The sequence below is a fragment of the Streptomyces hainanensis genome (genome assembly GCF_004348415.1).
Taxonomy (GTDB): domain Bacteria; phylum Actinomycetota; class Actinomycetes; order Streptomycetales; family Streptomycetaceae; genus Streptomyces; species Streptomyces hainanensis.
On record NZ_SMKI01000014.1, the window covers coordinates 21118 to 35126 of the forward strand.

A 14009-nucleotide genomic window follows, 5' to 3' on the forward strand; every position below is an offset into this window, starting at 1 on the left:
CGGGAGAGGCAGGAGCGGCGGCAGGAGCGGCGGCGGAAGAACCGCGGGTGCCCGGGGGACGCTCGGCGGTCGTCGCCGACGGCCGGGGCGCTCCGCACTGCCGCCGGATCGCGTCCTGAGCGCGCACCACGCTGAAGGCGGCCGCCTGGGCCGCGGCGCGGACCGAACCGAGCGCACTGCTCAGCAGTCCGACGTGCTCCGCAGGTGACAGGTCGGCGGTCTCGCCGGCTCGCATCAGCGACAGTGCCGCTTCCAGGACGGCGATCTGTGCCTCGGCGAGCGCCTCGCGGCGGTCGAGGACGGAGCGGGCGAGCGCCAACGTCTCCTCGATGACCCGGGTGCGGGGCCATGACTCCGCCGCCGTGACGGGGCGGGAGGGCGCCGTCGGACCCTCCGCCGGCCGTGGCGCGCCCACCCCGGGCTGCTCGTGCGGCGAGGACGCGGGTGGGGCGGGCGTCACCGGGTCGGCTCGGACGCGTCGTCGGCGACGGGTTGGCCGGTGTCCTCGTCGGCGACGGAGGGGACGACGTCGGGCACCGGGGGTGGCCGGAACAGCACGACCACGGCACCCGTGACGGCGGCCAGCGCCATCAACACGTACATGACCCGGTAGTCGACGAGTCCGATGAGTGCCGCGCCGGCGGCGATGGAGAGCGCCTGGCCTCCGTTCGTCACCATGGTCACCGCGGCGTTCACCCGGCCCTGCATCCGTGAGGGTGTGTAGAGGTGCGTGGCGGTGCCCAGTGCCACGGCGAGTATCGGCATGCCGATCCCGTTCAGCGCGACACCCGCCAGGAAGAGGGGCAGTTCCCCGGTGACGCACAGGCCCATGCCCGTCGCCACCACCGCGTACCCGACGCCACTGCTCCCGCTTTCGCCCAGTCGCCGGACGAGGGGACCGGCCAACAGCCCGCCGAGGACGGACCCCGCTCCCTGGACCGAGGCCGAGACGCCGAAGAAGGCCGCCGCCTGGCCGAGGCCCTCGTCGATGGCGGCGAAGGACGCGCTTTCCAGCAGCCCGGCGAAAAGCATGTAGCCGATCATCGTGAGCACCAGATGGAACAGCAGGGGCACCTGGTGAACATGCCGGAAGCCCGCCGCGGCCTGCGTGCGGAACCCCTCGCCGGAGGAGATCGGTCGCGTCTCGGTCACCCTGATCGAGGCCAGCAGCAGTATCGCCACTCCGAAGGTCAGGGCGTCCAACACGGCCAGGACGCCGCCACCCCACGCCACGTAGACCCCGGCGCCGATCGCCGGGGACACGATGCGGACGCTTTCCCGGGCGGTGATCAGCAGTGACCGGGCCTCCACGGCGTCGGTCGACGGGAGGAGGTCCTTCAGGAGCGCGTTCCGGGCCGGGGTCGCGAAGAGGAACCCGTAACCGAGTGCGACGAGATAGAGAATCCAGAGCTGGTCCGCCGTGCGTACCGTCAACAGGGAGAGGACCAGCAGCGCCATCCCTCCGTAGAGCCACATCAACAGCGGCTTGCGATTGACGCGGTCGACGACGTAGCCCATCAGCGGGGCGCCGAGCGCGGGGACCGTGAGGAACAGGAAGATCATGCCGGCCGCCGCGTCCGAACCGGTGAGGTCCTTGGCCCAGATGGCCAGCGACAGGTACATGGCGCTGTCCCCGAAGCTGGACAGCGTCTCGCCGATCAGCAGTCGTCGGAATCGTGTGTTGCGCAGGAGTCTCACGGCACGTCACTCCCCGTCCTGGGTCTTCCGCCACGAAGGCACCGGGGTTCCTTCAGACGGACCGGTCGGCCAGTTCCTGGGCGGCCTCGCCGTCCTGGACACCCGGAAGCAGCAGGTCGAAGGCCTGCCGGGTGTCCCGCGCGGTCCACACCAGGCTTCGGTCGGCGGACGTCAGAAAGCCTTCTCGCACCACGTGGTCGAGGAGTTCCAGCAGCGGATCGAAGTAGCCGTTGGGGTTGAAGAGCACGACCGGCTTGCGGTGCAGGCCGAGTTGGTTCCAGGTCAGCACCTCCATCAGCTCGTCCAGCGTCCCGAAACCACCGGGCAGTACCGCGAAGGCGGTGGACAGCTTGTACATCAGGGCCTTGCGGTCGTGCATGGACCGCACGACGTAGATCTCTCCGGTGGCCTGCTGCGAACGCTCCCGCTCGCGCAGGTCACGCGTGATGACCCCGGTGACGGCGGCGCCGTTGGCGGCCGCGGCGCGAGCCACCTCGCCCATCATGCCGACGCCGCCCGCCCCGTAGACCAGGCCCAGTCCACGCCGCCCGAGAGCGGTGCCGAAGTCCCTGGCCAGGGCGGTGTAGGCGGGATTCCCCACGGGGCGCGCGCCGCAGAAGACAGCGATGTGGGGGGTGGGTTGACGGTCAGAAGACATGGTGTCTCCGTTTTCGTGGAGGAAGGACAGGGACGAGCGCTCCGGGGACCGCCGGCGGGGGGTTCCCGTCAGAGACGGAGCACGGTACGCAGCAACACCTCGGCGCCCGCGGTCAGGTGCTCGGGCGCGGTCCGCTCCGCGGGCACGTGGCTGACTCCGTCGACGCTCGGGACGAAGATCATGCCGACGGGCGCGATGTCGGCCACGACCTGGGCGTCATGACCCGCACCACTCGGCATCGCCTCACAGGCCAGTCCGAGGTCCGCGGCGGCGGCCGCGATCTCCTGGCGCAGCCTGGGGTCGGTGCGCACCCGGTCGGTGCGCACGGCCACCTCGATCGCGATCCGCACTTCGCGCCGCTCGGCCAGATCCGCCAGGGTGGCCCGCAGGGCCTGCTCCGCGGCGGCGAGCCCGGCCGAGTCGCTGTCCCGGATGTCGACGCTGAACCGCACACACCCGGGGATGGTGTTCGGGGAGTTCGCCGTGACCTCCAACCAGCCCACCGTGGCGACCCGACAGAGCCGGTCCTCACGGGCCAGCCGCTCCACGGAGAGCACCGCTTCCGCCGCGGCGACCAGCGGGTCCCGTCGGCCTTCCATCGGGCTGGTTCCCGCATGGCCCGCGACCCCGGTCACTTCCACGGTGAGCTGGGTCCGGCCGGTTATCGAGTCCACCACCCCGATCGGGAGCCCCAGCCGCTCCAGTACCGGCCCCTGCTCCACGTGCAGTTCCAGGTAGCCGACGACCGAGTCCGGGGCCCAGACGGCGGAGGCCAGGTCCGACAGGTCGCCGCCGGCCAGTGCCAACGCCTCGCGCAGTGGCCGGCCGGCGTGGTCCCGCGGCTCACTGGGCAGGGCGTCCAGCCTGCCCGCCAGCACCATGGACCCCCAGAAGGGTTGCGGGAAGAGCGCGCCCTCCTCGTTGGCGAAGGCCACGACGACCACGTCGCAGCCCGTCACGGTGCCCGACTCGGCCAGGCACTGGAGTACCTCCAGCCCGGCGAGCACACCGTAGGCGCCGTCGAGGCGGCCGCCGTTGGCCACGGTGTCCAGGTGCGAGCCGATGAGGATCCGTGGGCGGGCCGGCGACTTCGGCCTGACGGTGGAACGACTGATGAAGACGTTTCCCCCCGCGTCGACGGAGGTCTCCAGACCGGCCGCTCTCGCCTCACTCACCAGGCGGGCGCGGGCCTCCCGATCAGCCTCGCTGAACCCCATGCGGGTGACGCCGCCGTCCTCGGCGCCCCCGATGCGGGAGAACCGGTCGATCCGGCGCAGCAGCCGGGCGCCGTCGACGTGCGGGACCGTGTCGGCGGTCCCGTGCGGACGGCGGACGGCGTGGTCGGCGATGCCCCCGGAACGCGTCGCGGGATTACGCACGGTGGCCCTCCATCGCCTCGACCAGGCTCTTCGGGCGCATGTCGGTCCAGTTCTTCTCCACGTAGTCCAGGCAGCTCCCGCGGTCGTCCTCGTCGTGGGCGACGCTCCATCCGGCAGGCACGTCGATGTGGGCCGGCCACAGGGAGTGCTGGCCCTCGTCGTTGGTGAGAACGAGGAAGCGGCCTTCCTCGTCGTCGAAGGGGTTCGACATTCGGGCTCCTTGAGGTCGAGGCGGGTGAGTCGGATGGGTCGGCGGCCCTGGCGGCGGGTCGAGCCCCGGGCTCACGCCCGGTCGGCGGCGCCGTGCGTCGCGTACTCGCCGAGGACCGCGTCCAGCAGGTCGGCGAGGCGGCGGGCCGTGGCGTGCTCGAAGAGCTCCGAGCGGTACCCGATGCGGCACTCCAGGGCGCCGGACGGGTTGTCACGGGCTTCCCGGAACTCGAACGCGAGGTCGACCTTGGCCGAACCCTGCCGCGCCGGCAGGAGTACCGCGCCGCTCTCCCCGAGGCGGGGCAGTCCGGCGTCCGCCGGGGTGCAGGACACCATGGTCTGGAACAGCGGGTTCCGGTTCACCGCGCGGGGCGGCCTCAGTTCCATGACGAGGCGGTCGAAGGGGATGTCCTGGTGGGCGTAGGCGGCCAGCGCGGTTTCGCGGAGCCGCGTGACCAGTTCGCCCGGCTTCGGATCCCCGGTGGTGTCCACCCGCAGCACCACCGTGTTGACGAAGTGTCCGACCACGGCGGTGAGCTGGCTGTCCGTGCGGCCGGCCACCGGTGTTCCCAGCGGCACGTCGGTACCGGCGCCGAGTCTGGTCAGGAGCGTGGCCACGGCGGCCTGGAGGACCATGAGCAGCGAGGCGTCGGACTCCCTGGCCAGCGCGCGCAGTCCGGCCACCGTCCCGGGACCCCACCGGACGGTGAGCCAGTCGGTGGTGAGCGCCGAAGCGCTCTCCCTGGGGTGATCGAGGGGCAGGGCGATCTCCGCGGGGAGATCCCTCAGCGCCCGCCACCAGTAGTCGAGTTGCCGCCGAGCGAACTCGGTGGGCTTCTCGGGCGTCCCCAACAGGCCGCTGTACCAGGCGGCGAAGTCCGCGTAGGTGACGGGGAGGGGCGTCCACGTCGGTGCCCGCCCGGCGGAACGAGCCCGGTACGCGGCGGCCAGGTCACCCCACAGCGCGTCCATGGACCACCCGTCGACCGCCAGGTGGTGGAACACCAGCGACAGCACGTACTCGCACCCGGTTCCCGTCCCGGAGGCCGAGCCGGCCTGTGGGGAGCCGGCCCGTGGGGAGCCGGCCTGTGGGGAGCCGGCCTGTGGGGAGTCCACGGCGCGGCCTTCCGGGGGGCGGACGCGGAACAGGCGAGCTCGCCACGGCAGCTCCCGCTCCAGGTCGAACTCCCCGCGCTCCTCCCCCTCCAGCAGCTCGGCGAGGTCCCCGGCCGACACGTCGACGGCCTCCAGCCGATCGGTCGTCGCGTCCGCGGCGAGCACGCGCGGCACCGGCCGGCCGTCCTCGTCGGAGATCAGGGTGCGCAGCGCGTCGTGCCGAGCGACCACGTCATGGAACGCCCGGCCCAGCGCGGTCGCGTCCAGCGGGCCCGACAGGCGCACCGCGAAGGGCACGTTGTAGGCGGAACGAAATCCCTCGAGCTGGTGCAGGAACCACAGTCCCTGCTGCGACGGAGCCAGCACGGGCGCCGTGGTCGCCGCCGTTCCGGCCCGCAGCGGCGGCCGGCTCACGGTCTGGTCACCCGACGTGTCGGCCCCGCGTACCCGCCGTCCCAGATCCGCGGCGAGTTCGCTCAGCGGGGAGGGCCGCAGCACGGTCCGGAGCGGCACCGCGATCCCCAGGTGGCGCTGAAGGCGGAACATCAGCCGGGTGGCGAGGAGCGAGTTGCCGCCGCGCCCGAAGAAGGTGTCCGACCTTGCGACGTGGGGGACCCTGAGCAGCTCCTTCCAGAGCCCGACCAGCAGTTCCTCGATCGGGTTCGTGGGCGGCTGGGGTGTGGACGGCGCCGGCCGCGCGACCGGCGTGCCGGGCGCCCGAGTGGCCGGCGCACCGGCGGGGCCCGCCCGGCGAGCCCTTCGCGGATGCGGCAGGGCACCGCGGTCGACCTTGCCGTTCGCGTTGAGCGGCAGCCGGTCGATCGGCACCAGCACGCTCGGCACCAGGTCGACGGGGAGTCGCTCGCCGAGCCATTCGCGCAGACCGCCGACGTCGTCGGGGCCGGCCGGGACGTAGTACCCCACCAGCCGGCGGGACTGGCCGGCCTCGACGACGGACGCCACGGCCTGCCGGACGTCCGGATGCGCCGTCATGGCGGACTCGACCTCGGCGAACTCGACGCGATACCCGTTGACCTTGGCCTGGTCGTCGTCCCGGCCCTGGAACTCCAGCTGGCCGTCGGGCAGCCACCGGCCGAGGTCGCCGGTGCGGTACATCCGAGCGCCTGGGCGGTCGCCGAACGGGTCCGGCACGAACCGGGAGGCGGTGATGCCGGGCATTCCGGCGTAGCCGCGGACGACGCAGTCACCGCCGATGTACAGATCCCCCGTGACGCCCACGGGTACCGGCACGAGCGCGCCGTCCAACACGTACATGGTGGTGTTCGGGATGGCCCGACCGATGGGCACCAGGCCCCCCGGCGCGGCCCCCGGCCCGTGCGCGCCGGGTGTGTAGGTGGTGTTGCCGACCGACGCCTCGGTGGGGCCGTACTCGTTCAGGATCGCCGAGGAGGGGTCGTGCGCCCGCCAGGTGGCCAGGGTGTGCGCGGGGAAGGCGTCGGCTCCCACCACGAGGGTCGCCGCCAACTCGCGCAGCCGCTCCGGCGGGAGCAGTTCCTGAAGCAGTTCGAGCTGGCCGGGGGTCATCTTGATGAAACTGAACGGCGCCCAGGCGGACAGCTGTTCCGCCATGTCCACCACGGAGAGGGACTCGTCGAGGACGCACAGCCGCTCGCCTCGAAGCAGCGGCGTGTACAGGTTGGGTACCACCATGTCGTAGGCGATGGACGAGAAGAGCGGGGCGCCACCGCCGCCTCGCGAGGCGTACTCCTCCTCGCACCAGCCCAGGTAGTTGACGACCCCGGAGTGCGGCACCAGAACGCCCTTGGGGCGGCCGGTGGAACCGGACGTGTAGATCACGTACATCAGGTTCCGCGGTTCGCCGATCCGCCCGAGATCGTGGTCCGGCTGCGTGTCGATCCCGCTGCTCGGGGCGTCGACGTTCACGGGCCGCCAGGGTCCTTCCGGGAGCGAGGCACAGGTCGCGTCGCGGGTCAGGACGAGGGAGGCGCCCGCGTCGCGGAGGATGTGCTCCACCCGGGCGGCCGGGTGCCTGGGGTCGAGCGGGAGGTAGGCCGCGCCGGCCTTCAGCACACCGAGCAGCAGCACGGGGAGGAGCGCGTCCCGCTGGCTGTGCACGGCGACCACCGTCTCCGGCCCGGCCCCCCGGCGGCGCAGACAACGGGCGAGTCGGTTGGCGCGCCCGTTGAGTTCGGCGTAGGTCAACTCGAGCCCGCCGTCGGTGACGGCCACGGCGTCGGGGGAACGCCGCACCTGCTCCTCGAACAACTCGTGCACGCAGCGATCGGTGCGGTAGGCGCGGGACGGCCCGTTCCACTCGGTCGACATCCGGTGCCGCGTGGCATCGCTGACCGGGGAGTGCGACTCGTGGCGTCCGTCGGCGTCCGTCATCGCCGTCATGACCGACAGGTACAGGTCCCGGATCGACTCCGCCTGGGCGTCGGAGATCTTCGCCGTGTAGTAGTCCATGCGGAGCAACATCCGCGCGGAGACGGGGTCGCGGACCATTCCGACGCCGAGCGCGTAGTTCGTCGGCTCGGCACGGAAGTCCGCGCGCGGGGCCACCCCGCCGCTGAGGAACTCGACCCCGGTGTTCAGCGCCTGGCTCAGCACGTGGAAGTGCAGGTAGACGAACGTGGTGTCGAACAGCTCCTGGTCCTCGGTCCCGTCGGTGTCCCACTGGATGTTCGCCAGCGGGTACCGGCGGTGGGGCAGCATCCCCACTTCGGCCTCGTGGACCCGGCGGACGAGATCGGCCCAGGTGCCGCTCCCGAGATCGACCCGCAGGGGCGGCATGTTGAGGTACATGCCGAGCACGTCGGTGCTGTCGATGTCCTCGGGGCGTCCGTTGGCACACAGGCCGCTCACCACGTCGCTCTGCCCCGTGCTGAGGCCGACGACCTTCAGGTGCGCCGCCAGCAGCACCGACTTGACGGGTACGCCGAGCCCGGCCGCGACGGCGTGCAGGCCGGAGACCACGTGCTCCGGCACGATCAGTTCCAGAGAGCGGTGGGTGGCCTCCGGGGTCGAGGTGAACCGCCAGTTGCGTACGCCGTCGACCAGCTCTCCGTCGCTGCCCGTGTCGTGGTTCCCGCCGAGCGCGAGGCCGTTGACGGGCCAGGCCGGGATCCGCGTCGGCCGGAAGTCCTTCAGCTGCTCGGTCCAGTACCGCCGCGACGCGCCCGAGGCGACCTCCTCGCGTTCGGCCGCGATGAACTCGCTGTACGTGGACCGGGGCGGCGCGATGTGCGGTGTCTCCGGGTCCTTCAGCAACCGCAGATACCGTTCGAGGAGCTCGGCGTGGAAGCTGAACATGCTCCACCCGTCGAAGATCGCGTGGTGTTCGGTCAGCGTCCACTGGAACGTGTCATCCGTGCGGCGGTGCAGGAACCCGCGGAGCAGCGGCGGCCGGGACAGGTCCAGGGGACGTTTCCGTTCGCGGTGGAAGAGGTTCCCGATGACCTCCTCCTGCTCTGCCTCGGGCATCCCGCGCAGGTCCTCGAACTCCAGGGGCATCGTGGCCGTGGCGTGGACCACCTGGAAGGGCTCGGAGTAGCCACCGAAGTCGAGAGACGTCCGCAGCATCGGGTGTCGGCCGATGACGTCCCGCAGCGCCCGGGCGAAGCACTCCGCGTCGAAGACCGCCCGGAGGTGCCAGCTGTTCACGTTGTGGTACGGCAGGTTCTCCCGGTCCCGCTCCATGTGGTAGACCATCCCGGCCTGGAGGGTGGAGACCGGGTAGGCGTCCTCGGCGTCCTCGGGCAGCAGCGCCCGGTCCGCGGCGCCGATCTGGTCGAAGGGCTTCCGGCGCGGGTCGGCGGCCACCGGATCGACCTGGCGGGCCCTGGCGGCGATGTCGCCGACGACCGGATGGCGGAACAGGTCCTGGAGCGTGATCTCCCAGCCGAGTTCCCTGACGCGTCCGATGACCTGCAGGCTGCGGATCGAGTCCCCACCGAGGTCGAAGAAGTTGTCGCGGGTCCCGACCCGGTCCAGGCCGAGCACCTCGGCCCATGCCCGACACAGCGCCGTCTCGGCGGCGGTGCCTGGCGCGACGTACCGCTGGGCGAGGTCGGGCCTGGAGCCGTCGGGGGCGGGGAGCGCGGCCCGGTCGACCTTGCCGTTGGCGGTGACCGGGAAGGTCTCCAGGACCATGAAGACCTGGGGAACCATGTACTCCGGGAGCCTGCCGCCGAGGTAGGCGCGCAGGTCGCTGCTGGTCACGCGCTCGCCGGCGGTCACGTAGGCGACCAGCCGCCCGCCGGCAGCGTCGTCGTCCCGCCGCGGCAGTACCGCGGCGTTGCGTATCGCCGGGTGTTCGGCGAGCACCGCCTCGATCTCGCCGGTCTCGATGCGGAAACCCCGGATCTTGACCTGGTCGTCGTTGCGCCCCAGGAACTCCAGGGAGCCGTCGGGGCGGTAGCGGGCGAGGTCGCCGCTCCGGTACATCCGTTCGCCCGGCTCGCCGAAGGGGCAGGCCACGAAGCGCGCCGCGGTCAGCCCCGGCCGACGCAGATAGCCGCGCGTCACCCCGCCGCCCGCGACGTACATCTCGCCCACCACGCCGGGGGGAACGACGTTTCCCCAGCGGTCCAGCACGTAGACGGCCAGGTCCGGGAGCGGCACACCGATGGGGCTGGCGCCGCCGGCGGTGTCGGCGCCGGTCAGCGGGTGGTAGGTGGAGTGCACCGTGGTCTCGGTGATGCCGTACATGTTGACCAGCCGCGGGACCGCGTCCCCGTGCCGGGAGAACCAGCGGGCGACGCTGGCCAGATCCAGCGCCTCACCGGCGAAGACCACCAACCGCAGGTCGAGTTGACCGGGGAAGTCGGCCTCGGCCGTCTCCAGGAGACGGAACGCCGAGGGCGTCTGGTTGAGTACCGTGACCCGCTCGCGGACCAGCAGTTGCAGCAGATCCCGCGGCGAGCGACTCACGGCACGGTCGACGATGACCAGTCGCCCGCCGTGCAGCAGGGCGCCCCACATCTCCCAGACGGACACGTCGAAGGCGTAGGAGTGGAACAACGGCCAGACATCACGGGAGTCGAAGCCGAACCACGGCTCGACGGTGGAGAGCAGCCGGATGACGTTGCGGTGAGTCACCGCGACGCCCTTCGGTCTGCCGGTGGAGCCGGAGGTGTAGATGACGTAGGCCAGGCTGTCCGCGGTGTGCGGAACCGCCGCGACGTCCGCCGCGCCGTCGACCGGGGCTCCGGCCGCGTCCAGGTCGATCACCTGCCACCCGTCGGCGGGCAGCCGGTCCGACACGGCGCCGCGGGAGACCACCACGGAGAGTTCGGCATCGGTGCGGAGGAAGTCCAGCCGCTCGGCCGGGTAGTCGGGGTCCAGCGGAACGTAGGCCGCCCCGGCCTTGAGCACCCCGAGGAGGGCGGCCACCAGATCCGCGCTACGGGGCAGTGCCACACCCACGAGTTCGCCCGGCCGCACCCCGGCGGCCCGTAGCCGCCCGGCCAACGCGTCGGCCCGCGCGTTGAGCTCGGCATACGTCAGCTGGCTGTCACCGTCCGTCACCGCGACCGCGTCGGGGGTGCGCTCGGCCCACTCGGCGACCCGCTGGTGCAGGCCCTGGTCGGAGTCCGGGGCGGGGCGCTCCCGGCGTGCCGGCGCCCGGGTGGCGGGATCGACCAGGGCCACCTGCCCGATCCTGGCGTCCGGGTCCGTGAGGAAGGCGTCCAGCAGGAGCAGGTAGTCGGCCGCCATCGCCTCGACCGCGGCACGGTCATAGAGGTCGGTGTTGTACTCGAGTTCGATCCTGGTGGTTCCGGCGGCGATGACGTTCCAGGTCATGTCGAACTTCGCGGTGGCCCGCTCGACGGGTGCGGCGGTGGCCACGGCCTCGCCCAGCCGGTAGCCCTCGGCGGGTTCCTCGTGAACCCCGAACACCACCTGGAAGACGGGACTGTGGCTGAGCTCCCGGCGCCCGCGCTGCACCGCGTCGGAGATCCGCTCGAACGGCACCCCGGCGTGCTCGTGGGCGGCGGCCACGGCGTCCCGGACCGGCTCCAGCAGTTCCCGGTACCGCGGATTGCCGGACAGATCGGTGCGCAGCGGCACGGTGTTGATCAGCGGGCCCACCATCTCGTCGAGGTCGAAGCCCGTCTCCACGGCGTTCCGAATCGCCATCGGGGTGCCGAGGACGATGTCCTCCTGGGAGGTGTAACGGGCCACCAGGGCGGTGAAGGCGGAGTACATCAGCGTGAAGGGGGTGGTGCGCAGGTCGGCGGACCGCTTCCGTACGGAGTCGCGCAACCGTTCCGGGACCTCGAACAGCAGGGTCTCGCCGGCGAAGGTCTGTTCGGCGGGGCGGGGGCGGGACGGGGGCAACTGGGTGACCTTCGGCGCCCCCTCGAGCCGGCGCAGCCAGTGCTCCAGCCCACCGGCGGCCTCGCGGGACTCCCCGCCCCGCTGTTCCCAGGCGGCGAATCCGTGGTGTCCTGGCGCGGCGGGCAGGACGCCGTCCCGCCCGTCGAGCAGCGCCTCGTAGGACCGCCCGAGGTCGCGCAGGACGAGCCCCATCGACAGCCCGTCGCAGACGATGTGGTGCACGGTCAGCACCAGCAGGTGACGGTCCTCGGCCAGTCGCAGGAGCAGCGCGCGCAGCGGCCGGCCCCGGTCCAGTGCGAAGGGCCGCCGCACCTCCTCCTCGGCGAGCGCCATGGCCTCGGCCGCCACCGTGCCGTCGAACGCCGCCCCGGACAGATCGCGATGCCGGAACGGCACCACGGGCTCGGGGAGTACGACCTGCGCGGTCCTTCCGTCGCGGGTGGTGAAACCCGTGCGCAGGGCCGGGTGGCGGCGTACCACCTGCTCCAGCGCCCGCTCCAGGACCTGGGCGTCGAGCGAGCCGGTGACGGTGAAGGCACTCCCGACGTTGTAGGTGGGCGTGCCCGGCTTCCACTGCTCGAAGAACCAGACGTTCCGCTGCGCGTGGGAGAGCGGCGTCACACCGTCCACCGGGCCGTCCGACGCCACGGGCCGCGACGCGGCCTCCTCCAGCAGGAAGGCGCGCAGTTCCTCGTCGCGGAACGTGCCGTCGGTCTCGTCGCGTTCAGACATGGTCTCGCCTTTCGATCAGCGCTTGACGCTCATCCACGGGCAGCTCCCAGGCGGTGAGCGCGAGGGATGCGCGACGGAGCGTCGCGTCCAGGTCGGTGGCATGGTCGCGAACGACCTCGATCAGGGCGTCGAAGCCGGCGACGTGGAAGAGCTGCGCGGCCGGCAACGCGACCCGCAGTGTCTTCCGCAGACGGGAGCTGAGCCGCACCGCGTCCAGGGAACGCCCGCCCAGGGCGAAGAAGTCGCTGGAGGGGCCGATCTGTTCGGCGGGGACGTCCAGCACCTCCGACCAGAGCCGAGCGAGCAGCCCGCGCAGCGGATCGGGGCAGGCGGTGGCCAGAACCTCCCGGTAGCCGCTCGCCACCCGCTCCGCGGTGGCCCGGTCGTAGCGGTCCGTGGCACAGGTGACCCGGACGCCGAGTGTGGAGCCGTGGTCGGTGACGCCGAGGATCAGGTCGAGCTTGGCCGAGGGCGGGTTGAGCAGTCGGCAGGTCCAGTCCAGATCCGCCGGCGGCGGCACCCGTCCGTGGTGCCCGAGCTCGAAGAGCATGCGGTACGCCGGTTCCCGTCCGGTCCACAGGGTGTGGAACGGCACGTCCTTCCAGAGGAAGGCGGCTGAGACCCGTTCCTGCGTTCGGCGTACCTGTTCCGCGAAGGGGGTGTCGTCCGAGGCGTCGGTCCGCACCGGCAACGTGTTGAAGAACGGCCCGACCAGCCCCTCGCACTCCGCGCGGTCCCGGGTGGTGACCGTGGTACCGAGCACCAGGTCCCGCTGGCCGGTCAGCCGCCGCAGCAGGACCTGGAACGCGGTGAAGAGGACCACGTAGGGAGTGACGCCGAGGCTCCGCGCCGTCGCACGGACCGCCGCGGTGCACGCCTCGTCGAGGGTGGACTCGACGGTGTGCCCGGCGCGGCCGGCCGACGCGGGCGCTTCCCCGGCCCCGGGGAGCGCGGCGGGGGCCGGCGCCCCATCGAGCTCGTGGCGCCAGTACGCCTGCGCCGCCGCGGTGCGCTCGGCGCCGGCCACCCGGCGCTGCCAGGCGGCCACGTCCCGGAACTGTAGGGGCAGCGGGGCGAGTTCGCGGCCCTCGTAGGCCATGGCCAGGTCGCCGAGCAGGCATTCGAGCGAGCCGCCGTCCACCACGAGGTGGTGGCAGGTCAGTAGCAGGATGTGGCGCTCGGGGGCGACGCGCAGCAGGTCGGCGCGGAGCAGTGGCGGCCGTGCGAGGTCGAAGGGTTCGGCGATCAGCCGGGCCATCAGCGCCTCGGCCGCCGGGCCGGCCTCGCCCTCCGCCGCTCCCTCACCGCCGAGATCGTGTACGGTCCAGGGCGGTTCCGCCTGGGGGAGGGTGACCGTCTCTGGGAGGCCGTCGTCCCCGTCGAGGAACCCGGTGCGGAGCACCGCGTGCCGCTCGACGACCCTCCCGAGGGCGTGCCGGAGCCGGTCGGCCGCCAGGGCGCCGGTGATCTCGACGGCCCAGGGGACGTGGTAGGCCGCGGTACCCGGCTGCCACCGCTCGAAGAGCCAGATCGCCTCCTGGGCCGGCGCGACCGGCAGCGGGGTGCCTTCCGGGTGCGGCACCGGGGCCTTCTCGACCGCCGGGGCGGAGCCCCGGCCCGGCCGATGTGCCTCGATGGCCGTGTCGATCGCGCGGGCCGCCTCCCGCGGGGTGGGCGCCAGGCTGACGAGTTCTCTGGGCAGGTCGACTCCGAACCGTTCGCTCAGCCGGTTGGCCGCCCGGATCGCCGAGAGGGAGTGACCGCCCAGGGCGAAGAAGTTGTCGTCCCGGCCGACGTCCTCCGGGGCGATCAGGTCGATGACCTGGGACCACACCTCGGCGACGGCCCGTTCCAGCGGCCCTTCCGGCGGGACCTGGGCGGCGGGGGCGGCC

At 72.4% G+C, this 14009-nt stretch carries 6 protein-coding genes; all 6 read right to left on the bottom strand.

The window, feature by feature from the left end:
* Positions 1-456 precede the first annotated feature (456 nt).
* On the bottom strand, positions 457-1698 hold the full coding sequence (locus E1283_RS02505) for an MFS transporter (protein ID WP_132816083.1): 1242 nt from the start codon (positions 1696-1698) through the stop codon (positions 457-459).
* Between the two features lie 52 nt (positions 1699-1750).
* Positions 1751-2356 carry an LOG family protein gene (locus tag E1283_RS02510; protein ID WP_132816085.1) on the bottom strand — a complete coding sequence of 202 codons (606 nt, stop codon included), beginning with the start codon at positions 2354-2356 and terminating at the stop codon, positions 1751-1753.
* A gap of 68 nt (positions 2357-2424) precedes the next feature.
* Positions 2425-3735 carry a M20 family metallo-hydrolase gene (locus E1283_RS02515; protein ID WP_132816087.1) on the bottom strand — a complete coding sequence of 437 codons (1311 nt, stop codon included), beginning with the start codon at positions 3733-3735 and terminating at the stop codon, positions 2425-2427.
* Positions 3728-3946, bottom strand: coding sequence for an MbtH family protein (locus E1283_RS02520; RefSeq protein ID WP_132816089.1), 219 nt, complete (start codon positions 3944-3946; stop codon positions 3728-3730). The genes E1283_RS02515 and E1283_RS02520 overlap by 8 nt, the downstream gene beginning before the upstream one ends.
* Positions 3947-4017: 71 nt before the next feature.
* Complete coding sequence (locus E1283_RS02525; RefSeq protein WP_132816091.1) at positions 4018-12117, bottom strand: amino acid adenylation domain-containing protein; 8100 nt, start codon at positions 12115-12117, stop codon at positions 4018-4020.
* The coding region (locus E1283_RS02530; RefSeq protein WP_243744552.1) for a condensation domain-containing protein at positions 12110-14009 on the bottom strand (1900 nt) is incomplete at its 5' end. The genes E1283_RS02530 and E1283_RS02525, both read right to left, overlap by 8 nt.

What these genes read in the sequence shown, in the direction of transcription:
- E1283_RS02510 (WP_132816085.1), bottom strand. Translation starts at nt 2,356, where the DNA reads ATGTCTTCTGACCGTCAACCCACCCCCCACATCGCTGTCTTCTGCGGC.
- E1283_RS02520 (WP_132816089.1), bottom strand. Translation starts at nt 3,946, where the DNA reads ATGTCGAACCCCTTCGACGACGAGGAAGGCCGCTTCCTCGTTCTCACC.
- E1283_RS02525 (WP_132816091.1), bottom strand. Translation starts at nt 12,117, where the DNA reads ATGTCTGAACGCGACGAGACCGACGGCACGTTCCGCGACGAGGAACTG.